Genomic DNA, 21,598 nt, shown 5'->3' on the forward strand with positions numbered 1-21,598 from the left:
TCAGTTCGGTGGCCAATATCCATAATACGAAAAGGATCATGATCAGCCTGCCCGATCAGCTGCTGGAGGAAGTCGACGGAATCGTCGCCAAGGAAAACTCCAATCGCAGCGAGTTTATTCGGCAAGCCATGAAGCTGTATCTGGTAGAGCGCAAGAAACGTCAAATCCGCGAGTCCATGCAGCGCGGCTATATGGAGATGGCGAGAATCAATCTGAACATGGCCTCGGAAGCGTTTCAAGCAGAGGAAGAAGCGGATCACACGTTAGGGCGTCTAGTGAGCGGGGTGTAGAGCTTGATCGTCAAACGCGGAGATGTTTTTTTTGCCGATTTGTCCCCAGTCGTAGGATCTGAACAGGGAGGAGTCCGTCCCGTTCTCGTAATACAGAATGACATCGGTAACCGCTTCAGCCCTACCGTCATCGTAGCTGCCATCACCGCTCAAATTCAGAAAGCAAAGTTGCCGACGCATGTAGAGATGGATGCGGCGACGCATGGCTTCGACCGCGATTCCGTCGTGCTGCTGGAGCAGATCCGTACGATCGACAAGCAGCGTCTGACGGACAAAATTACGCATCTGGACGACGAAACGATGCGAAAGGTCGACGATGCGCTGTTGATTAGCGTCGGTTTGATCGATTTCTAAAAATTGTTATAGACAAATCATGACAATTATTGATATTATATACGCAATTGAACACTAAAGTTAAATGATAAGTGACTACGAATGCGAAGAACGCATGCGATGAGCCGAGACCGGCTTACGCGTGCGTTCTTTTTTGTCGTTGTCGGGAAGGGAGTGGGTAAGTGATGGGCAAGGGGCGAAATATGTGGCTCAGTCTGGTTGCGGCGGTATTATCGGCAGGTCTTGTCTATGGGCTGTACGATCTGCAGCGGCTGCAGGTGGAGCGCCAGGCGACCATGCCGGTCGTGGCTCCTGTTCGGTTTATTGCAGCGGGAGAACGAATTCAAGCGGAAGATTTGATGCTGCTCCGGCTGCCTGCCGAAGCTTATCAGAAAGAGATGGTTGAGGGAGTCGACGCCGTGGCCGGCAAGGAAGCCGTCGTGCCGATGGGAAGAGGGGAGCCCGTGCTGGCATGGAAGCTGAACGAATACGGCCTTCAGCCGAGAGGTTCGGAAGCGACCTTTCAACTGCCCAAGGACTATATACGTTCCATCTCCAGCGGCATTCGCGCCGGCGATCTTGTGACGTTGTATGCATCGGGACCGGAAGGAGCTTCGACTCGCGTGTTCGACGAACCGGTCGTGGCAGCTTCTGTAAAGACGGCAGGAAACGTAGAGATAGACAATATGGAGCGGCCGCACCTGCTGTCGCTAGCCGAAGGCAATAAGGAAGAGATGTACGCGGTCCGCAGGGACGCCAACGGCAGCATCGACGTCATCAACCTGAATCTGACCGAGACGCAATGGCTGACCATCGACGAACTGTGCAAGGGCGGAGAAGTCAAGCTTGTGGTCGCCTACAGCCCGGCGTCTTTCGAACGGATTGGCAATGCGGTTGACAGGGATTCCTCTATTTCAGGCATACGGCAGCATGATCTAGAGACCAAGGAAGAGGAGGAACAGCCATGAGCGGCAAGCAAGGGACGATGATCGTTTATGTCGGCACGACGCCCAATATAGGTACGACAACGGCTGCATTCGCGTCGGCGATGAGGCTTGCGGAAGCGACAGACAAGCCGGTCGGCTATTTGTGCCTGCATCTCAAGAGCGCCAAGCTGCACCGGTTCCTCGACGTGGACGAACCCGAAACGACGCTCGACAAGCTGCAGCCCGAGCTTCGGTCGGCGGCATTGACGCCGGCCATGCTGCAACGCGCGATGTTCGAGCTGCCGGGGCAGCGTAATCTCCGGGTGTTGTTCGGAAGTTTGAACAGGGAGCAGGCGGAATATTTTACCGATAGGGAAATTCAGCATTTGCTCGATGTGGCGGAGCGGACGTTCGCCTGCGTCGTGCTAGACGTCGGGGCGTACTGGGATAACGCGGCGACGGTATGCGCGATTCAGCGTGCTAACGTGCGGGTCGTAGTGACGACAGGAGCGCTGTCCCACTTCCAGGAGGACGGCAAACGATGGATTGGCGACGTGTCGCCACTGTTCAAGGTGCGTCCGGAGCAATACGAATGCCTTGTCATACGTGCGCCTTGGGGACGTGACGCATACAGTGCAGCGCAGATCGGAAGAGAGCTTGGCTCAGCAGGAATCAGCGAGCTCCGTTTGTCGCAGACGTTGTTCGCCAGCCTGGATCAAGGCGCGTTTCACCTGTGGCTAAAGGAAGATAAGGCGGGGAAAGCGGCAATGTCGAGGCAAGCGGGCAGGATCGTTTCCCGTTACGGGCTGGGGTTGCCCGTGCCTCGCGCCAAGCTTGTCGCATGGCCGTTCAAGCGAATGGGTGCGAGAGAAAGGACGGGGTCGGCATGAGTCAGGAGCGGACAAAGTTCTCTCCCGCGGAATTCGCGGCAAGGACCGGAGGACGGAATCCCGACAAGCAATCCGCGCCAGAGAGCTCGGGAGCATTAGGCAAGCTGGAGGAAAGCCATTCGCCGGCAGAGGAGCAGAGCCAACTGGTGGATGACATACGTTCTTACTTAAGCGCTCCGAGAGGGCTCACGGAGGAAGAGCGCAGAGCTTATGGCGAAACGCTTAATCGTGCCGTGCTGGGTTTCCCGCAGGAGCGGGAGCAAGTGCTCGCGATTATCGAGGAGCGTCTCATCCGTTTGCGCATCCAGCGGGTGGAAGGTTGGCGGCATCCTTATGCGACATTGGCGGAAGCGCTGTTTGCGGAGGTGGTGGGACTCCATGTGCTGGAGCTTGTGCTTGCGGATCGGGAAGGACTGGAGGAGATTCAGGTCGTAGGAACGCGAATCTACGAGGTGAGGAGCGGATTCGGTACGCTGTCTAAGTTCGCATTCGAAGAGCTGAGAGATGTGGAACGCATCCAGCAAAATTTGGTGTTGTTCAACAACGACCGGATAACGCCGCGCAAGCGCTGGGCGGAAGTGATGCTTCGCGACGGCTCGCGCGTCACCATGACGGGCTTTGGTTTTACGGCAAGTCCCACGCTGACCATTCGGTTCTATACGATGCGCACGTTCAGTCTGGCGGCGCTGGCGGACTATCCTTACAGAACGATGAATGCAAGGGTGGCGGGACTGCTCAGGGCCATCCTTCATGCGAGATTCAATATCGTCGTCATCGGCGCAACAAACTCCGGCAAGACGAATTTGCTGAAGGCGCTCATTGCGGAGCTTCCCGACGAAGAGCGAATCATTACGATTGAAGGCCGATTCGAGATGATGCTCGGGCGCGACTTCCCTGACAAAAATATCGTGGAATACGAATCGTCAGAAGAGGATGGCAGCCACTCTTCCGCACAGGCATTTAAGCTGGCGCTAAGGCAATCGCCGCAGCGGATCGTTCATGCCGAAATCCGAGACGAGGACGCCAACATCTACGTTCGCGCATGCACGAGAGGGCATAGCGGCAGCATGACGACGGTTCATGCGAACGAGCTGGAGGACGTGCCGGAGGCGATTACCGATATGTGCATGCTGGATGGCAGGGCGATGAACGCGGAGCGGCTTTCGAAGCGGATAGCCGAATATGTGACGGAGGTAGGGATCCAGATGAAGATCGTAGCAGGCCGCCGAATTGTTGCGCGCATTGGAGAGCTGGGCTGGCGGGGAGGAGAGGCCTTCGTCCAGGACTGGGCGGTGTACGACGAACTGCAGGATGATTGGCGATTCGAAGCGGCGCCGTCCGAGAGGAAAGCAGCGAAACTGGCGGCGGCGGGATATTGCACATGACCCTTGCTTACGGGCAATGGGACATGGAAGGGGTAAGACTGGAGGTGATATGCACGTTATGAACCATTTGACGATGACGGCAGCCGCTGCCGCTCTGTTCTTGCTGTTCTCTTATATCATAGGAAATCTGCTCGATATCGTTCATGACAGGCGTAGATTGCGAAATCGTCTGACTTACGAATCGCCCCGAAGCCTGCGCCGGCTGCTCATGCGGGAGTTTACCCTATATGCGCGGCTGCGGGAGCATTGCGCCCTATTGCTGGAGACGCTGCGGCTAAAGATGACGGCTGATCTGTTTCTGGGGGCTTCGTTTATTCTGCTGCTGATGGGGGTCTCGCTTGGAGGCATGTTTTTCCAAAGTTTGAAGGGCACGCTGCTCTTCGGGGTTCTTGTCGGCGTCGCGCCTTACGCCTTGCTCCGGGGACTGCTTATCCACCGCCGGATGCAGGCGCAGCTGGACTTCCTGCCAGCCGTGGAGCTGTTCTATCAATGTTATCTTGTCACGGGAGAACGTCATGTCCGGACGGCGCTGCAGCGCGCGATCGAAGAGAAGCGTCTGCTCGGCCCCATGCAGGCGGTGTTCGAGCAGCTGTACCGGAATCTGTCCGTGCGGGGAGACGACGAGAGGTCGCTGCGGCTTATGGCGGGATCGCTGGGACATGTGTGGGCGGATTACTTCGCAAACATTATGCGGGTCGCTTTGACGGAAGGCGTGACGGTGACGGACGGTTTGCGCGAGCTGCTGGGCGACATGCGCAAGGCGCGGCGTTCCAACGAGCAGGAGCGTCATCGGCTGCTGGAGATTAGAATCGCCAACTTCACGCCGGTGTTGTTCCTGGCTTTGTTCGTCGGCATCAACATCAAGTACAACCCGGAGAACGCCTATTATTACTATTTGTTCGATCAGCAGGGGAAGGATATGCTGCTGAACGCGCTGCTGCTGATCTTCGCGTCGTTCCTGATGGGACTATGGTTATCTCGCAAAAAGATGTAAGAGGGAAGGAGTGCTCCCCATGTTCGAGCAAGCGGAGCAGGGAATTCGGCTGGCCCTGATAACGGGACAGCTGTTATTCGCGGCCGTTGCCATATACGTACTGTTGTCATTGCTGCCGAGAAAAGCTCCACGCTGGAGCAGGCTGGCGTTCCTGTCCTGGAGAGCAGCCCCGCCACCGGCCGGCTGGCTGAGATTGTTGCGGATCAGCAGGGACTCCCACGCATTTAGAGAGCGGGAGCTGCTGCTTGCCTCATGCGGCGTGACGGTCGATCCCGCTTGGTATATGCTTGCGCGCTTCGCCGGCAGCGGGATCTTGATCGTGGCGGCGCTCGCGTCAGCAGCCATGCTGGGGGTAAATGTGATGTCGCCGGCAGTCCAACTGGCTGTCGGAATTCCCGCCTTGCTTGTCGGTCTGCTCGCGATGGACCGTATGTGGCTCAGAACGATCGGCAAGCTGCGTTCGCTTCAGATGACGAAGGAAATCTACACGATAAGCAATCAGCTTCTGTATTTGGCCGATTCGTCTCTTCATATCCATGCCAAGCTGACTCGCTGCATTCCTTTCACAAAGACGATGCGCGGCGATATGGAGCGGCTGCTGGCGGAGTGGTATCATGATCCGGCTTCGGCTCTTCAGCGATTTAAGACCCGGCTCGGAACGGATGACGGGATGAGCTTCGTGGAGACGCTGGATGCGCTGCGGCTGCATGAGAGCCGCGAATATTACGAGTTGCTCCGCGTAAGGATCGAGGATTACAAGGACAAGCTGGAGCTTGCCAAGGAAGGACGCAAGGAATCCACCTCGTACGTGTTGTTCCTGCTGGCAGGCATTCCGATTCTTTATACGTTCCAGGTTTTTATATTTCCATGGGTCAAGGAAGGACAGAAGCTGTTCGAATCTCTTGGCTAGAGCGGAGAGCCGGCAAGATTGAACGCTCGATTGCCGTTTGTCGGAGAATTTGCAGGCAATTGATGAAGGAGGTGAGGAAGGATGCGCAATATTCTTATGACCGTAATGATGCTTGTCGTTGTCATCGTACTGTTCAACTCGATCATCGCCCAAGATACGACGGGTACGAGAAGCCAAGTGCAATCGCAAGGCAATGCCGCGAATACAAGAATCAGCCAGTTGCTTCCTTAATGGACAGCCGGGTCTGGCCTGGGGTGAGAAGGAGCGGTTTCCGCCGCATGCAGAAGCCGTCTCTGTTTGTTTAAACGCATCAGAAAATAGAGGGAAAAGCTCCCATTAATCTGGGGAAATTCGAATATCAGCTCCGCTTAGAGGGAAAACTCCCTTAAATCGAGGAGGATCAACCCGAAAACAGCGATTCGGCCAGTATTAGAGGTAGGATTTCCCTCTAAAGAGCAAGCAAGGGCGGAGACGGGGGTATTAGAGGGAGTTTTTCCTCTAAAGGTTTTGACTCCTTATACTTGTTCTTAAATTTCATCGGTAAACGTGCTCGTCCAAAGGACGGCGTAAGCCGTTTCACCTTGGGAGGTGCAATCCATGCGCGCATTGTTATTATCCATGTTATTGCTTGTGACCGTATTGCTGGTCTATTCGGCGGTTGCCGAAGGAGAGGACGGCATGAGGACGCGGACAAATGAAGCGGGCGCATCCATCAGCGATTATATAAGGGGGATGAGTCCGTGAAGCAATTGCTGCTCTTCGTGCTGTTTGCGGCGATGCTGTGCTGGATGATGTTCTCGCCAATCTATAAGCATGTCGTCATTGTTCGGCAAGCGGTGCTGCAGCAAGAGGTCGATTATTTGCTGGAGGTTGGCGCGAGCGGTACATACGGCTATATTAGCGCCGCGATGCTGCAGCAATCGGCCGATCGGCTGGAACGTCTGGGCCTGGAACGCGACGAGATCGAATACACCGCTGAGACGACCAGCGGCGTGTCCGCCGCCAACCCAGGCTCGCCCGTGCCAAGGGGGACGGGCATAACGCTTGCGATCAGCTATCCGTTCGAGAACTTGTTTATGATCGATGCGCTGATCGGCCTGTCCCCCATTGCGCCGGAAACGCGGATACGGGCTTTCGGGATGAAAATGAGCGAGTACGTGCCATAGCCCGGCTAGTGCTTTAATTGGCGCTGTCAATGAATTTGGCAATACCATTGTATTTGGCTCTACCAGTGAATGAAAGGAGGAAGCCGCCTTGTACAAGCTGCTGCTGATCATGATGATGATGACCGTCTGGATGGCGGTTCATCTCATGGGGGTTGAAGAGGAATTGGCGATGAAAACATTGTCCCAAAGCAAACGGGCGATCAATCGGGCAGCGCATGCCGCTGCCCAGCAGCTTGATAAGGAAGCGCTCGGCAATGGCGAGCTTCGCATCGATCCGCAGACTGCGGCCGAGACGGCCATGAATTATTTAGGCGGCAACCTGTTGGTGGACGACGAGGGCGTGCCATTGGACAATTCCATCCTGCAAGAGCCGATTGAGGTGCTCGTATTCGATATTGTTAACGGAGACCAAACGTTTCCGTATGTCTACCGCAATGATGAACATCAATTCGAAGCCGTCCTGCGTAAGCCCGGCGTTATACTGATCGTCAAAGTTGTCTACCCTAGATCGTTCCGCGTGCTTGAGCCGATCGAGTGGGAAATAAGGGGAGCCGCCGAACTGGTGGCAGGGTAATTATAGATCGTACTGCTTGATCGTCGCGTCGTAACCGGTATCCCTCGGATATTGAATTAACAATCCCCTTGTCAGATCGCGTTTCAAAGCCAGAGCGAACTCCTCCTTATCGTTAGCAAACCTACCCGTTGCGCCACCTCATTAAGCATTCGCTTTTACCGACTTCCTATACACTATCGCTTACATCACATCCTGTTTAAATATAGACAATGCGATTCTTAAATCCAGGTGATACTTCGTAAGAATGGAGCATGTTGATCTTCTTGGGAAACTAGCATACTAAAGATATTAGAGCGTACAAAAGGGAAAGAATACGATCTATGATTTGATGTCGCTGAATGCGAGGAGAAGGTCATTGAAAACGGTTACAATTCTCGACGTTGCCAAATTGGTCGAGGCTTCGCCGGCAACAGTCTCGCGTGTTCTTAGCGGAAGCGACTACCCCGTCAGCGAAGCGATGCGAGAGAAGATCAAGAAAGCTGCCAAGCAGCTGAATTATACGCCTAATCTGGTAGGACGCCAGTTGAAAACAAATACCTCCATGACAATCGGCATAATCGTTCCTTCGATAAGCAATCCCTTCTATTCCGAAGTCGTTCTGGGAATTGAGGAGATAGCTCGACAGAAGGGTTACCACGTACTGTTATGCAACTCGCATCAGGATATCGAGCTGGAGAAAAACTATTTTAAAACCCTGCTGGAAAATCAGGTGAGAGGGGTTATTATATCATCGATTTCCCAAGAGACCGGCGTGCTGACCGAGTATAGCGAAAAAGGCGGCTGCGTCATTTCCATCGATCAGGCGCAAGAAAACCCAACCGTGTTTCAAGTTAACTATGACTACAGAAGAGGCGGCTATATGGCTGTTCAACACTTGCTTGAACTGGGCCATCGCCGAATCGCATACGTGACCGCTCCGCTTGATCGTCCCAGCCGTCTCGGCATTTATAAGGGATATCAGGATGCCATGAGAGAATACGATGCTAATGTTTCGGAAGAGTTGGTGCGCGTAGCGGATAATCAAGAGGGCCGCTATTATGATGGCAAATATGAATTTAATAACGGCAAAAAACTGGCAAATCAATTGTTGGAGCTATCGCCGGATGAACGTCCGACCGCGATCTTGGCCTGTAATGATTCCACTGCGATGGGCGTCATGTATGAACTTCGCGAGCAAGGCGTACGCGTTCCGGACGATATGTCGGTCATGGGATTCGATAATGTGGATCTGTCCATTATGACGGCCCCTCCTCTGACTACCATTGAACATCCCAAGGCGGAGATGGGAAAGTTTGCTTGCAACATGCTTTTCCAGGTGCTGGAGGGCGATACCGGCAATATTCAGGAAATTATGCTTCAGCCCAAGCTTGTTCTTCGCCAATCTACACAATCCATTTCATTGCGATAGAATCTATCGCTTCTTTTTTTCAAGTGACAGAAATCGTTTTCTGTTTATTTCTTTTCGGGAGGTGATGCCGAGTTTTACCGGATTTTATACAGAGTATCCTCTTTGCAACGATTCACCAATGCAGGTCCACCATCAAAGGGAGGTAGAGTCATGTTGTTAAACAGAAAATGGGTATCCGGTATTGTCGTTTGTACAGCGTTCAGCATGCTGCTGGCATGCAGCAACAAAGCAGGCTCAAGTGATGCGGTCGCAACGAAGGAGCCAAGCAAGGTAACGGAAGGAAGTCAATCGGAGCCTTATAAGCTGCCATTCGTGGAACCAGGGACTGCGACTTTGAGAGTGGCAAGCGGCGATAATCTGTATGCGCCGAATAGTTACGCGCAAGGTACGGCCGTTTGGGATGAATTCGAGAAGCTGACCGGCGTCAAGATTGAATGGGAAGTGTTTCCGAATTCTCAATATGTGGAGTCCATGGGCGTGCGATTGGCTGCGGCTAGAAATTTGCCAGACATATTCCGCTTGGTCGACAGCCCCGTCAAGACGGCCAGTGACGGACTTATTATGCCGCTTAACGATTTAATTGCCGAACATGCTCCTAATATTCAGCAACTGTTCAAGGACAATCCCGATATGGAGCGAATGATGACCGCCCCTGACGGCAATATTTACTCCATTCATTCCAATTCGGCTGGAGCCTATATGGCGGATCCCTTCGGCATATTGATCCGCAAGGACTGGCTTGACGAGCTTGGGCTGAAAGAACCGGAAACGCTGGACCAATGGTACGAGGTATTGAAGGCGTTCAAAACGGGAGATCCGAATAAAAACGGCAAGCCTGATGAAATACCGATCTCCCCGGAATATTCGCTGAAGGGGTTAGGATTATTCGGCAGCGCGATGGGACTTCATTTATTCGTATACAGCGACGGTTATTATCCTAATAAGTCGGACGTGATTGAATATCACTGGATCAAGGATGAAGCAAAAACATTTATCGAGTGGGTGAACAAGCTTTACAGCGAAGGTCTGATCGATCCGAATTTCATGAATAACAGCTATGAACAGATCGATTCCGGCATTTCGAGAGATTTAATCGGCACTACCGTACATTTCGTCAACAATGTTAACCGGTTTAATGGAATGCAGAAGGACGCTGGAGTAGCAGCCGATTGGGTCATTACGAACCCGCCAAGCGGTCCTGGTCACGAGCCCTTCTATGAGCTTGGAGCTCCTCTGGGCTCTGGATGGGCGATATCGAAGGATGCGAAGGATCCGGTACTGGCGATGAAATGGCTGGATTATATTTATGCCAGCGAAGCCGGCAATCGACTTGTGACATTCGGAATCGAAGGCGTCAGCTATGAAATGAAGGACGGAAAACCGCAATTTACCGATTGGACCTCCAAGCATCCCGACGGGTTGTCCTTTAACGAAGCGTTAAGATCGCTCGGTGCGATGCCGAACATGCCATGGTTGCGAATGATGGACGGTCCGTTCTCGCTGCAACCGCAAGCGATTCTGGATAAGGATCCAGCTTTATCTGCTCAAGTGAGCAAGGTGAAGGAGTATCTTGTGCCTTCCAATCCCGTTATTCTGGATACGCCTGAGGAGGCTGAGGAACTGGCTCGGTTAAATTCCGAAGTCGAAACGTATGTATCTGAGACGCTGCTAAAATTTGTAACGGGACAAACGCCGATCGATTGGGAGAAGTTCGTGAGCACAACGAAAGCGTTGGGCATGGATCGTATATTGGAAATTAAACAACAGAAATACGAACGTTACTTAAATCAATAATTCCATGTCGGCCGGTTCCCGGATTAATGCGACATTCCATTCTCTGTCTGAGAACCGGCCTTTCCATTGCTTCATAACTCTGTAAAGAGGTGTGCGCCGATGTTTTATCAAGCGATTAAGGCTTTGAACCGAGACAAGTTTTTGCTTTTGCTGACTGTGCCGGTACTGATCTATTTTGTTATCTTCCACTATGTGCCGATGTACGGGATCATTATTGCTTTCAAGCAATTCCGGCCATTGGACGGCATTCTGAGCAGCAGTTGGGCTGGCGTTCAGAACTTTCAATTGTTTTTTGATTCTATCTATTTCTGGAGATTGTTGAAAAATACGCTGCTGATCAGCTTATATTCTTTATTCTGGGGATTTCCGGCTCCTATTATATTCGCTCTGCTGCTGAACGAGTTGAAGAACCGCTACTTCAAACGGATGGTACAAACAATCAGCTATTTGCCCCATTTTATTTCGATTGTTGTAATTGCGGGCATGATTGTTACTTTTACGAATCCGTTGGACGGCATAATCAATCTCGCGCTAGTCAAGCTGGGTTTCGCCCCTATCGGGTTTCTTAATGACCCAGATTGGTTCAGGACAATCTTCGTTTCATCCGGCATTTGGCAAACCTTCGGATGGGGCTCCATTATTTATTTGGCGGCTATAGCGGGCATTAATCCCCAACTGTATGAGGCGGCGGAGATTGACGGAGCCAACCGGTGGAAAAAAGTGATGCATATTACGTTGCCAAGTATTATTCCGACCATCATTATTTTGTTAATTCTTAATGTAGGCAATCTGATGGATGTAGGTTTCGAGAAGGTGCTTCTGCTCTATAATCCAGCGACTTACGAAACGGCGGACGTCATTGGGACTTTTGTTTATCGACGGGGCATTCTGAATTCCGATTTCAGCTTCGCAGCGGCGGTCAACTTGTTTAATAACGTCATTAATATTATTTTGTTGGTCAGTGTCAACAGGATCAGCCGCAAAGTTTCGGAGACATCGTTATGGTAGGAGGAACGCGAGCGGTGAAAATTCGTCAATCAGCCAGTGAACGGGCGGCGGACGTTCTCGTGTATGCAGTCATGTTGTTTATTATTTGCATCACGTTGTATCCGTTTCTGTATGTACTGAGTATGTCGATCAGCAAGCCTATTCACGTTGTGGAGCAGTCGGTCTGGTTATTCCCGAAAGGGTTGTCGTTCTCGGCGTATGACCGTATATTCGATAGTCCGGAAGTTTGGAGATCGTATTCGAATACCTTTTTCTACACGGTTGCAGGGACGATGCTTAATGTGATCATGACGTCGCTGGCAGCTTACCCGCTGTCGAGAAAAGGTTTTTTTCTGAGAAAATATATGATGATGTTTATTGTTGTCACGATGTTTTTCGGCGGCGGGATTATTCCGATGTTCATCTTGATGCAAGATCTCGGTATCTACAATACAAGATGGGCGATTCTGCTTCCGACAGCAGCAAGCGCGTTCCTGATCATTATTGCGCGCACATTTTTTCAAACGATACCGGAGAGCTTGCATGAATCTGCGAAATTGGATGGAGCTAACGATATTACGATTTTGACCAAAATCGTGTTGCCTTTATCTAAACCGATACTGGCCGTGCTAACGTTGTTTTATGCAGTCAATCATTGGAACAGCTTTTTCCCTGCGCTTATGTATTTGCCCAATCCGTCACTGCAGCCTTTATCGTTGTATCTGATGAAGATATTGGTCCAGGGTCAAGAAGTGATGGTGGAAGGCATGATTGATTCCTATGACCGGACGTTGCATTCCATTCAGATTAAATACGCTATGATTATTGTTACCGTACTGCCGATTGTGAGTGTCTATCCCTTTCTGCAGAAGTACTTCGTGCAAGGAGTCATGATCGGTTCGCTTAAAGAGTGAAAACGGAAAGAGGGAGGACAGCTATGAAAAGTTATGCGATCGTAGGCGCCGGGGCAAGAGCCCGTTATATGTTTGCCAAGCCGATTGCTTTCCAGTGGCATGCGACGGCAAGGTTGGTCGGGATTTACGATATCAACTCCACCAGAGCGAATTTGTTGAGTCAGGAATGCGGAGGGGTACCTGTATACGATTCGTTCGACGCGATGCTGTCAGGCTCCAGACCGGATGTCGTCATTGTCGCTACCGTCGACAGCACGCATCATGAATATATTATTCGTGCGCTCGAAGCCGGCTTCAATTGTATTACCGAGAAACCGATGACGATCGATGCGGAGAAGTGCCGCGCCATTCTGGAGGCTGAACGCAGAACGGGGAAGAAGGTTCGCGTCACCTTTAACGCGCGTTTCAATCCTTACACCGCCCGAATAAAGGAGTTGCTGAACGAAGGCGCTATCGGAGAAGTTACGCATATCCACTTCGAGTGGAATCTGGATCATAGCCATGGGGCCGATTATTTCCGCAGATGGCATAGAAGGATGGAGAACAGCGGGGGGCTGCTGGTTCATAAATCAACGCATCACTTCGACTTGATTAACTGGTGGCTTGGCAAGGAGCCGGAGGAGGTATTCGCTTACGGCCGCAGGGCGTTCTATGGAGCGACGAGAGAGGAACGGGGCGAACGTTGTTTGACTTGCGCTTACCAATCTACCTGCGAGTTTTATTACGATATGGAAAGCGACGAGTTTGCCAACTCCTATTATCTGGGGGCGGAGCAGGAGGACGGTTATGTCCGTGACCAATGCGTGTTCGGGGATGACATCACGATCTACGATTCGATGTCGTTGAATGTGAGGTACGAGGACGCCGTCACCTTAAATTATTCGTTGATTGCCTACAGCCCGTACGAAGGTTGGCGCGCGGTGATTCACGGGACGAAGGGGCGAATGGAGGCCGAGGTGTATACAAGCGGCGAACGCGCGGGCGAGCCGTTCCAGCAGCTTCATGTCTACGACCATAGAGGCAATGTCGAGATTCACCGAATCAAGAAGCTGGAGGGCGGACATGGCGGTAGCGACGTCAAACTTCAGCGTATGATGTTCGTGCCGGACCAGCCCGATCCCTTGGGGCAACAGGCGGATTCCTGGGCAGGAACGATGTCGTTATGTTTGGGTTCTGCGGCGAACCAATCGATAGCAGACAATCGTCCTGTGCGAATCGGCGAACTTCTGGGGGTTGCCCAATCATGTTGATCTCGGAGTTGGAATCGTATCGGCTGCGGATGTACCAAGTCAAGGAGCAGTGGAAACGCCAGGTGTACGAACGGTCGGAGCAGGCCTTCCGTGCGGGGGAGGAACAACGGGATCTTATTGAAACACATGCGGAATTAAAGTCCAGGCAAGCGGCCATTCGCGACGGGTTCCTGCAATGCATCGGGGGACTGCCGCCATCCGATTCGCCTCTCTTGCCCAAAGAATGCGGCGTTCTGCAACAACAAGGATTTCGGATCGAAAAGGTTGTTTTTCAGTCGCGTCCCGGTATATGGGTAACTTGCAATGTGTATGTTCCGGATGGACGCAGCGAGCCGGGACCGGCAGTATTATTTTTATGCGGCCATCATGATGAAGCCAAACATGCGGAGGAATATCAGTCTGTATGCCGGCAATTAGTCCATGCCGGACTTGTCGTTCTGGCTATGGACCCAATTGGTCAAGGCGAGCGCCTGCAGCATGGTGACGGGAACGGTGGTTCTATCGTCGGAATCGGCGTCAGGGAACATGATTATTTGGGCAGTCAATGTCTGCCGCTTGGGGATTGTCTGGCGCGATATTTTGTACATGATGCGATGCGGGCTATCGATTATATGATCACAAGACCGGATGTGGATGCGGGGAGAATCGGAGTCACCGGCAATTCGGGCGGCGGAACGCAGACGGCTATGGTGATGATGGCGGATTCGCGTATTGCCGCCGCCGCCCCGGCCACGTTCATTATGAGCCGGCAATCGTTTATGTATGCGGGAAGAAGTCAGGATGCGGAGCAAATATGGCCGGGCTTCACGGCGAAGGGCTTCGATCATGAGGATATATTGTTGGCCATTGCTCCCAAGCCGCTGCTTGTATTGGCTGTTTCTTACGATTTTTTTCCAATCGAAGGCACGCTGCGCACATTCGGTCGAGTAAAGCGGTTCTGGGAGATGCACGGCAAGGAAAAACAAATTCGGCTTTTCGTAGACGAGGCGCTTCATGCGTATACACCGGCTTTGGGAGAAGCGGCTGCAGAGTTTTTTCTGCGTCATCTGGGCGGAAGAGGGGCCGCATCCATTGTTGCTCCTTCGGACGAACAACTGAACACCTCGCAGTTGTTATGTATGAGTACGGGACAAGTGCTAAGCGAACCGGGGTTGGAAGTTCCGGCAAGAACGACTCACTCCGAAATTGCAGTCAGGTCGAAGCAATTGCGCGCCAAGCGAGAAGCTGCCGCCGCCTTGAAGGAAGTCGGTTTGTATTGGCTGAAAGAGCGAGTCTACGACGGCAGAAAACCGGTACCGTTCCGGCCAAGATGTTTTATGCAGCAGGATTCGGTGGGACAGTTGAATTTCTATAATGCCGTATGGTGGTCGCAGGAGGGAATATTCAACCACGGGATCGTGTTTAAGGAGCAAGGCCGGGGGGAAGAGAGGTTACCCGCTACTCTAGCCATTTGGGAGGGCGGAACGCATGATTTGCAGCGGCATTGGGATTGGATCAGTCGAACTTGCCGGTCCGGCCGAAGCGTTATTGTGCTGGATACGACGGGATCGGGGCCTTTGCAGCCGCATCTGATCGACGGTAAAGATCCGCTCGATTTTTATGAAATTATGCATAAGCTGTCGACCGATTCCTTCTGGCTTGGCGATAGTGTTGCGGCATTAAGGACGTATGATGTAATCCGGGCGGTGAAGGCTGCAGCGACTCTTCCCGGCGTTGACGGCAAACAACTTCAAGTATACGCATCGGGGAGACATGGTCTTTATGCGCAATTGGCTTCCGCGATAAGACCGAATTTCCCCACATGGGAATGGGAAGACGCGCTTGAGAGCATCGCCTCTTGGGTAGAAAGCGATCATTATAAATCCAGAGATATTCTGAGTATTGTGCTGCCGGGCATGCTGCGGTACTTTGATCTTCCCGACTTGAGAAAGTGGAGCCAAGAGGAATAGTCGATGATCGAACGGATTCCAATTACAAACAAGAGAGGAATGTGACAAATTGAATATTCGAATCTTTAATTCCGCAGATGAGCTAGGCGAGGCGGCTGCTATAGAAGCTGCCAACATTATGAATGAGAAAATAAAAGAGAAAGGAAAGGTCAGAATCGTATTATCGACAGGCGCATCCCAATTCCAGTTTTTCGAATCCTTTGTGCGGCAGTCTATCGATTGGTCCAAGGTGGAGATGTTTCATCTGGATGAATATATCGGGCTGCCCATTTCTCACGCGGCAAGCTTCAGAAAGTATTTGCAGGACCGATTCGTTGAACGTGTCGGCGGGGACATCGGCAAGGTGCATTTCGTCAACGGGGAGCTTGAACCGGAGGCGCATATCCGGCAGCTTGCCGAAGAGATTACGAGAGAGGACGTTGATCTGGCCTTGATCGGCATCGGTGAAAATGCGCACATCGCCTTTAACGATCCGCCAGCCGATTTTGAGACGACGAATCCGTATTTGATCGTCAATCTGGATGACAATTGCAAGCGGCAGCAGGTTGGAGAAGGCTGGTTTGCGTCCCACGATGACGTTCCGAATCAAGCGATCTCCATGTCGGTGCAACAAATCATGAAGGCGGAGCATATTATTTCTTGCGTACCGCATCGGGTTAAAGCGGATGCCATCCGGCTTGCGTTGGAGCCGGACGTGACGCCGGAAATTCCGGCTTCTATTCTCAAAACACACGAGAGTTGGTCCTTGTTCCTGGACAAAGAGTCATCATCCGGGATCGAGCGGAGCTAAAAAAAGACGGCTCCATGAAACGGGAGGGACAACATCGATGCCAAGCTGGGTAGGTAGACATTGGAAAACAGGCAGGACTGCAAGGATTCGTGTCTTGTCGGGACGTATCCATTCGGTTGAGGAAACGGAAGAAGAGCATGCTGACGTATGGATAGCGCCGGCGCTAATGGATTTGCAAGTGAACGGCATTCATGGCGTCAATTATAACGGAAGGGAGACGACCGTCGAGATGATTGCCGAGACGGTCCGGTATTTGCACAGTTGCGGTGTCGCCCGCTTCTTCCCGACCATCACGAGTTGCTCGCAGGATGATGCCTTATCTCGTCTTGCATTACTGGTTCAAGCATGCGAGGCGGATCCGATAACCGATTATGCGATTGTCGGTATTCATATGGAAGGACCCTATCTGTCGGCAGAAGACGGTCCCAGAGGAGCTCACTCCGCCAAGGTGATGCGAGATCCGGATTGGAACGAATTTCTGGCATGGGAGGCCGCAGCCAAAGGCAGGTTGCGGAAAGTGACGGTGGCGCCGGAGCGCAAGGGAGCAATCGAATTTATTCGCAGGCTGACAGAACGCGGCATTATTGCAGCTATTGGACATACGGCGGCAATGGAGGAAGAGATCGGGTTGGCAGTGGACGCGGGGGCGACGATGTCGACCCATCTCGGGAACGGAGCTCATCCCGTGCTGAAGCGCCATCCGAACTACATATGGGCGCAGCTTGGGGAAGACCGGTTATGGGCAGGCTTGATTGCGGATGGCTTCCACCTGCCGCCGTCCACGCTCAAGTCGATGATTCGGGTAAAAGGAAGCAAGGCCATTCTCGTCAGCGACACCAACATGCTGGAGGGCGCTCCTCCGGGAATCTACAGGTACGGGGTTAACGATGTAATCAAGGATGAGGAGGGGAGACTGTTCCTTGCGGCAACACCCGATATTTTCGCCGGTTCCGCGCTTGCGCTGCATGAAGGCGTGGCCAATATTGCCCGGTTCGGCATCGCTTCGGTCAGCGAAGCGATAGAGATGGCTTCCACCCATGCGGCCGAACTGCTTGGTTTGGCGCAGGACGGAGCAGGTTCTCTAACGCCGGGTGCGCCGGCGGACTTCATCCTGTACGATTCCGACGAGTCGAATTGGTTTCGCGTGAGAGAAACGGTCTCTCAAGGGATATCCCGGTATAAGAGCGAGCAGCAGACGAATCAAACCGGATAAGAGGATCATATGTTGGTATGACTCGCCAAGCATCCTCTTGCCTGTAAGCGCGCAAAGAACCGTCTCCATAGAGAAACGGTTCTTTGTGCAATTGGCAGTTACCAATAGCCTTTATGTCCTTGCTCCAGACGCATGATCGCTTCCAGATAATAATAGTCGCCCCAGATCATATAGTCATCCGGCGACGCGTCGCCTCTGACGCTGTAGGAGCCATGCTCCAGCAAGCCCTGTGCGTCAGGTTTGCCGATTGTCGCATAATGCCGGATCAGTCCCTTCATGGAGCGCTGTACGCCATCCTCCAGGTAATCGCGCTCAGGATGATCGGCCGGAAGATGCCCAAGCAGCTCCAATATGCCGCAGGCTGTAATGGCCGACGCCGAGCTGTCGCGTTTCGTATCGGCGTTAACGGGAGCGTCGAAGTCCCAGTAGGCGACAAAGTCCTCAGGCAGACGTTCGAGGAAATAACGGGCCATTCTCAGCGAGGTTTCGAGATAGAGCGGATTCCGGGTGTAACGATAAGACAGGGCGAAGCCGTATATGCCCCATGCTTGTCCGCGAGTCCATGTGGAGCCGTCTGCATATCCCTGGTGAGTGCCGCCTCGGATGGCGTCCCCGGTTTCCCGATTGAAGTAGAAGGTGTGATAGGAGGAATCGTCGCCGCGAATGAGGAAGCGGCGGCTCTTGTCGGCGTGCTGGACGGCCGCATCGCTGTATCGGCGATCTCCGGTGATCTCGCTGGCCCAATAGAGCAAAGGAAGATTCATCATACAATCGATAATCATTCTGCCGCCGTACTCTTCGTCCCCTTCGGATCCCCAGGCCTGGATGATCCCCGTCTGCGGACGAAAACGCGCGAGCAGGAGATCGGCTGCGTCAATCGTCAGCTGTTTCGCGAATTCGTCCTCTTGGACGATCCAATGCGCCTTCGCGGATAAAGTGTACAGGAACCCAATATCATGGGTATTAAGCGCCTTTCTTTGCGCGAGCCGATCGCGGAAGCTTTCCGTCGTATTGCGAGCGGCAGTCAGGAACGTCTCATCCTTCGTATACTCGTAACACAGCCACAACATGCCGGGCCAGAAGCCGGCAGTCCACGAGCGGTTGTCATTGAGGGCATACACATCATTATTGCTGACATGGGGGAATAAGGGGCCAAACCGCCCAATATTGCTGCGAGTTTTCGCAACGGCGTCTTCCATTGCAAGGTTCCACATAGCGCACCTCTTTGCTTGATGTAGTTGATTTCTTCCTTGTTAGCGTACCAAAGCAAAGTGCGGCGGAGTACAGTCCAATTGTTCGAAAATACAGGTATATTGCCTTCTAAGCGTTTGAACCCGCACACGAAGTGAGGTGAAACGATGAATCGGCTGGCGACGATCGACTTTCAATCCAATCCGTTCCATGGACGTTTTCTGGCAGAGGCAGAGCCGGATTACCGGGGCTTCTTCCATAGTCACTCCGGTATCGAAATTTTAATCATTCACGAAGGGCAGGGCTCCGTGATACTGCCCAGACATGTGTATCCGATTCGGCATGGCTCTGTGTTTATCTTTCAACCCCATCAATTGCATCATGTGCGTGCGCTTCCTTCGGAGAAACAGCCCTATGTCCGATCCTTGCTGGAATTTGATCCGGCCGCGTTGCTCCCTTATCTGAAGTCTTACAAGCATCTGGCGCAAACGCTGACGTATATATGGAAAGGCGATCTGGAGGAGCAGGCGTTCCCGGATATGATCGCCCGTTATCCGATTGAAGCGAATGTCCGATTCTACAACGAGCATCTGAGCAATGACTTGCGCACGAAAGCTGAACGTTACGCGAGCCTTGTCGCTCAACTTCTGCAATATTTGCAGATGGAAATCGGGCAACGCGCGATCACAATCGATGTGGCGGCGCCGATGAAATTATCGCATGCCGAGACGATTCTGCAGTGGATCGAAGAGCATTACACGGACCCTTTCGAGCTGGAGCGACTGTCGGAGGAGCTGCATCTGTCGAAATATTATATCTCTCGTCTGTTCAAATCGGAGACGGGACGGACGGTAACGGAGTATGTGATGGCGCTGCGGAGCAAGGAGGCCTGCCGCTTGCTTCTAGACAACCGGTTGTCTATAGCCGAGGTGGGTGCAAGGGTCGGCTGGCCGATCGCTTCCCATTTCGCCGAGCAGTTCAAACGTTGGATTGGCTGTACGCCGTCGCAGTATCGGAAGCGTCACCGAAGCCGGGAACGGGAAGAGAGGTAGCGTGCAGCAAGCTCGCTACCTGTTGTGAAACCGATCTAATGCAGCTTGTTGAATGGCAATTGCTCGCTCTATCCCCATCTGCTTCAGCGTGATCAAGAATTGGTCGTAATGATCCAATGGCTCCACGCCCAGAATAAATTTATTGAGCGCCTCCGCAGCATACAGGTTGATGTCGCTCATAATCGTATCCAATTCCGAACGCTCCTTCTCGTTTGGCGACAATGGAGGCAGATGGCGGTTGTTGTCCGCGTTCATCCAGGTTTCCAGAGAGTTTCTTCCATTCTTCAATCGGTCTGCTTTCTGTTCCATCCAGCGTTTGTCTTGAACAAACGGTCCGTAGGAGGATGATAATATATAGCGGTCAAGTTCTGCGGCATCCTCCCAGATGGTCTGCTTGAACGTCGGGTAGCCGTCCATCATTGTGTAGCTTTCGCCTTCGATGCCGAAGTTGAACAGTAGTCCGCCCTCCTCCCCGTAATTGAAATCCATCCACCGCACAAGTCCGGGAATATCGTCTGCCGACGTTGTAATTGCCGCGCCGTAGCCTGTATACATCGGGTCCTGTTGTCCGATCAACGGCTTATCGCCTTTGTTCAATACAGGATTTGGCGCGGCAATCATCTCGAAGGTGGGATGAATCCCTTTCATTGATTCATTTTCTCTCCCAATCGTATAAGAGTATTGAGAGCCAAGAGTATCGGCCGTCAACTTCACGGCTCTAAGCCTGTTGTCCGTTACCATAAATTCGGGATCAATAAGACCTTCGTCATACCATAGCTTTAATGTAGCGATATATTGCCTGAATTCCGGTTCAATTAATCCGTATTTGACTTCTCCATCCACTTGATAAAAATCTCGTTTAATTCCCCATGCGGATAAAAAACCGAGATCTTCCCATCTGATTGACAATGGAATTTCATCGGCCTTGCCGTTACGGTTCGGATCCTGTTCCTTGAAAGCCTTCAGCACAGCATGCCATTCATCAATAGTCTCGGGTATGTTCATGCTTAAGTTGTCAAGCCAATCCTTGCGGATGGCCAAACCTCTGAAAGTCTGCAGGAAAGGGTCGCCGCGCAGGAAGGGGAAAGCATAGATGCTGCCGTCGTCCGTCGATATCAGCTTTCTGTATTCGGGATGTTCATTCAGCAGTTTGCTGAAGTTGGGCGCGTACTGATCGAGATATTCATTAAGCCGGATGATCTTGCCGTCGGACAGATATTTCTCGGGGCCGCCCGGCAGGGTTATCCATCCGGCTTCGATGATATCCGGCAGATCATGGGATGTTAATAATAACTGAAAGGAATAATCATGCTCCGGATGAATGAAGTACACATCGACTCCGGTCCATTCTTTTTTCTTTTTGTAGGCTTCGTGCTCGCCCAGGTTTTTTAGCGAGGCTGCCGTTTTTGTATTGAGGAAGGTGTAATAGGTCAACGATTCCAAGGAAGCGGTTTCAAACGCGTCGATACCATAATTTTGATATTCGTATTCACCGCTTCTGCATGAAGCGAGCGTTACAGCAAGCGCAAGCAGGACTGCCCATCCTGCTATCTTTGTCAGACCGCGACCCAAAGTCATGCAC

22 protein-coding genes are annotated in these 21,598 nt (G+C 52.3%); 20 read left to right on the plus strand and 2 right to left on the minus strand.

Features of this window, described 5'->3' with window-relative positions; genetic code table 11:
• The first annotated feature begins 8 nt into the window (after nt 1–8).
• The 19 genes from KJW29_RS35120 (at nt 9) to KJW29_RS35210 (ending at nt 17,773) form a co-directional block, all read left to right on the plus strand.
• A complete protein-coding gene (locus KJW29_RS35120; RefSeq protein WP_087569552.1) occupies nt 9–290 on the plus strand; it encodes a CopG family ribbon-helix-helix protein in 282 nt (93 codons plus the stop codon).
• 3 nt (nt 291–293) lie between these two features.
• Complete coding sequence (locus tag KJW29_RS35125) at nt 294–644, plus strand: type II toxin-antitoxin system PemK/MazF family toxin (protein WP_087569551.1); 351 nt, start codon at nt 294–296, stop codon at nt 642–644.
• A 164-nt stretch (nt 645–808) separates the two neighbouring features.
• On the plus strand, nt 809–1,591 hold the full coding sequence (locus tag KJW29_RS35130; protein ID WP_214628145.1) for an SAF domain-containing protein: 783 nt from the start codon (nt 809–811) through the stop codon (nt 1,589–1,591).
• Nucleotides 1,588–2,439 (plus strand): CpaE/TadZ family protein, encoded by an 852-nt coding sequence (locus tag KJW29_RS35135; RefSeq protein WP_214628146.1) that lies wholly within the window; start codon nt 1,588–1,590, stop codon nt 2,437–2,439. Before KJW29_RS35130 ends, KJW29_RS35135 begins: the two co-directional genes overlap by 4 nt.
• Nucleotides 2,436–3,824: a CpaF/VirB11 family protein gene (locus tag KJW29_RS35140; RefSeq protein ID WP_214628147.1), complete on the plus strand. Its 1,389-nt coding sequence runs from the start codon at nt 2,436–2,438 to the stop codon at nt 3,822–3,824. Before KJW29_RS35135 ends, KJW29_RS35140 begins: the two co-directional genes overlap by 4 nt.
• Nucleotides 3,825–3,882: 58 nt before the next feature.
• Entirely contained in the window at nt 3,883–4,818 is a 936-nt protein-coding gene (locus KJW29_RS35145; RefSeq protein ID WP_214628148.1) for a type II secretion system F family protein, read from the plus strand.
• Between the two features lie 19 nt (nt 4,819–4,837).
• Nucleotides 4,838–5,728: a hypothetical protein gene (locus KJW29_RS35150; protein WP_214628149.1), complete on the plus strand. Its 891-nt coding sequence runs from the start codon at nt 4,838–4,840 to the stop codon at nt 5,726–5,728.
• Between the two features lie 81 nt (nt 5,729–5,809).
• Nucleotides 5,810–5,959: a hypothetical protein gene (locus KJW29_RS35155; protein ID WP_179215673.1), complete on the plus strand. Its 150-nt coding sequence runs from the start codon at nt 5,810–5,812 to the stop codon at nt 5,957–5,959.
• Nucleotides 5,960–6,325: 366 nt separating this feature from the next.
• On the plus strand, nt 6,326–6,472 hold the full coding sequence (locus KJW29_RS35160) for a hypothetical protein (RefSeq protein ID WP_214628150.1): 147 nt from the start codon (nt 6,326–6,328) through the stop codon (nt 6,470–6,472).
• A complete protein-coding gene (locus tag KJW29_RS35165; protein ID WP_214628151.1) occupies nt 6,469–6,894 on the plus strand; it encodes a hypothetical protein in 426 nt (141 codons plus the stop codon). Before KJW29_RS35160 ends, KJW29_RS35165 begins: the two co-directional genes overlap by 4 nt.
• Nucleotides 6,895–6,982: 88 nt before the next feature.
• The gene (locus KJW29_RS35170) at nt 6,983–7,468 is read left to right on the plus strand and encodes a hypothetical protein (RefSeq protein ID WP_214628152.1); all 486 of its coding nucleotides are present in this window, start codon (nt 6,983–6,985) and stop codon (nt 7,466–7,468) included.
• A 355-nt stretch (nt 7,469–7,823) separates the two neighbouring features.
• Nucleotides 7,824–8,876 (plus strand): LacI family DNA-binding transcriptional regulator, encoded by a 1,053-nt coding sequence (locus tag KJW29_RS35175; RefSeq protein ID WP_246608504.1) that lies wholly within the window; start codon nt 7,824–7,826, stop codon nt 8,874–8,876.
• A 150-nt stretch (nt 8,877–9,026) separates the two neighbouring features.
• Nucleotides 9,027–10,670, plus strand: coding sequence for an extracellular solute-binding protein (locus tag KJW29_RS35180; protein ID WP_214628154.1), 1,644 nt, complete (start codon nt 9,027–9,029; stop codon nt 10,668–10,670).
• A 99-nt stretch (nt 10,671–10,769) separates the two neighbouring features.
• Nucleotides 10,770–11,678, plus strand: coding sequence for an ABC transporter permease (locus KJW29_RS35185; protein ID WP_214628155.1), 909 nt, complete (start codon nt 10,770–10,772; stop codon nt 11,676–11,678).
• A 14-nt stretch (nt 11,679–11,692) separates the two neighbouring features.
• Complete coding sequence (locus tag KJW29_RS35190) at nt 11,693–12,571, plus strand: carbohydrate ABC transporter permease (RefSeq protein WP_246608505.1); 879 nt, start codon at nt 11,693–11,695, stop codon at nt 12,569–12,571.
• 23 nt (nt 12,572–12,594) lie between these two features.
• Nucleotides 12,595–13,821, plus strand: a complete 1,227-nt coding sequence (locus KJW29_RS35195) for a Gfo/Idh/MocA family protein (protein WP_214628156.1) — start codon at nt 12,595–12,597, stop codon at nt 13,819–13,821.
• The gene (locus KJW29_RS35200) at nt 13,815–15,770 is read left to right on the plus strand and encodes an alpha/beta hydrolase family protein (protein WP_214628157.1); all 1,956 of its coding nucleotides are present in this window, start codon (nt 13,815–13,817) and stop codon (nt 15,768–15,770) included. The genes KJW29_RS35195 and KJW29_RS35200 overlap by 7 nt, the downstream gene beginning before the upstream one ends.
• A 49-nt stretch (nt 15,771–15,819) precedes the next feature.
• Nucleotides 15,820–16,560, plus strand: a complete 741-nt coding sequence (locus KJW29_RS35205) for a 6-phosphogluconolactonase (RefSeq protein WP_214628158.1) — start codon at nt 15,820–15,822, stop codon at nt 16,558–16,560.
• A gap of 37 nt (nt 16,561–16,597) precedes the next feature.
• Nucleotides 16,598–17,773: an N-acetylglucosamine-6-phosphate deacetylase gene (locus tag KJW29_RS35210; protein ID WP_214628159.1), complete on the plus strand. Its 1,176-nt coding sequence runs from the start codon at nt 16,598–16,600 to the stop codon at nt 17,771–17,773.
• Nucleotides 17,774–17,871: 98 nt separating this feature from the next.
• Here the strand turns inward: KJW29_RS35210 and KJW29_RS35215 are convergent, their stop codons facing one another.
• Complete coding sequence (locus KJW29_RS35215) at nt 17,872–18,987, minus strand: glycoside hydrolase family 88 protein (RefSeq protein WP_214628160.1); 1,116 nt, start codon at nt 18,985–18,987, stop codon at nt 17,872–17,874.
• A 144-nt stretch (nt 18,988–19,131) separates the two neighbouring features.
• On the opposite strand from KJW29_RS35215, the gene KJW29_RS35220 reads away from it, so the two are divergent.
• Nucleotides 19,132–20,016: a helix-turn-helix domain-containing protein gene (locus KJW29_RS35220; RefSeq protein WP_214628161.1), complete on the plus strand. Its 885-nt coding sequence runs from the start codon at nt 19,132–19,134 to the stop codon at nt 20,014–20,016.
• A 15-nt stretch (nt 20,017–20,031) separates the two neighbouring features.
• On the opposite strand, the gene KJW29_RS35225 is transcribed toward KJW29_RS35220, so the two are convergent.
• On the minus strand, nt 20,032–21,594 hold the full coding sequence (locus tag KJW29_RS35225; RefSeq protein WP_214628162.1) for a type 2 periplasmic-binding domain-containing protein: 1,563 nt from the start codon (nt 21,592–21,594) through the stop codon (nt 20,032–20,034).
• Between the last annotated feature and the right edge of the window lie 4 nt (nt 21,595–21,598).

Origin of the sequence: Paenibacillus agaridevorans (assembly GCF_018604145.1) — a bacterium.
Taxonomy (GTDB): domain Bacteria; phylum Bacillota; class Bacilli; order Paenibacillales; family Paenibacillaceae; genus Pristimantibacillus; species Pristimantibacillus agaridevorans.

Coding starts and splice junctions, on each gene's coding strand:
- KJW29_RS35220 (WP_214628161.1), top strand. CDS start 19,132: ATGAATCGGCTGGCGACGATCGACTTTCAATCCAATCCGTTCCATGGA.
- KJW29_RS35160 (WP_214628150.1), top strand. CDS start 6,326: ATGCGCGCATTGTTATTATCCATGTTATTGCTTGTGACCGTATTGCTG.
- KJW29_RS35185 (WP_214628155.1), top strand. CDS start 10,770: ATGTTTTATCAAGCGATTAAGGCTTTGAACCGAGACAAGTTTTTGCTT.
- KJW29_RS35150 (WP_214628149.1), top strand. CDS start 4,838: ATGTTCGAGCAAGCGGAGCAGGGAATTCGGCTGGCCCTGATAACGGGA.
- KJW29_RS35180 (WP_214628154.1), top strand. CDS start 9,027: ATGTTGTTAAACAGAAAATGGGTATCCGGTATTGTCGTTTGTACAGCG.
- KJW29_RS35145 (WP_214628148.1), top strand. CDS start 3,883: ATGAACCATTTGACGATGACGGCAGCCGCTGCCGCTCTGTTCTTGCTG.
- KJW29_RS35130 (WP_214628145.1), top strand. CDS start 809: ATGGGCAAGGGGCGAAATATGTGGCTCAGTCTGGTTGCGGCGGTATTA.
- KJW29_RS35200 (WP_214628157.1), top strand. CDS start 13,815: ATGTTGATCTCGGAGTTGGAATCGTATCGGCTGCGGATGTACCAAGTC.
- KJW29_RS35195 (WP_214628156.1), top strand. CDS start 12,595: ATGAAAAGTTATGCGATCGTAGGCGCCGGGGCAAGAGCCCGTTATATG.
- KJW29_RS35155 (WP_179215673.1), top strand. CDS start 5,810: ATGCGCAATATTCTTATGACCGTAATGATGCTTGTCGTTGTCATCGTA.
- KJW29_RS35135 (WP_214628146.1), top strand. CDS start 1,588: ATGAGCGGCAAGCAAGGGACGATGATCGTTTATGTCGGCACGACGCCC.
- KJW29_RS35210 (WP_214628159.1), top strand. CDS start 16,598: ATGCCAAGCTGGGTAGGTAGACATTGGAAAACAGGCAGGACTGCAAGG.
- KJW29_RS35215 (WP_214628160.1), bottom strand. CDS start 18,987: ATGTGGAACCTTGCAATGGAAGACGCCGTTGCGAAAACTCGCAGCAAT.
- KJW29_RS35225 (WP_214628162.1), bottom strand. CDS start 21,594: ATGACTTTGGGTCGCGGTCTGACAAAGATAGCAGGATGGGCAGTCCTG.
- KJW29_RS35140 (WP_214628147.1), top strand. CDS start 2,436: ATGAGTCAGGAGCGGACAAAGTTCTCTCCCGCGGAATTCGCGGCAAGG.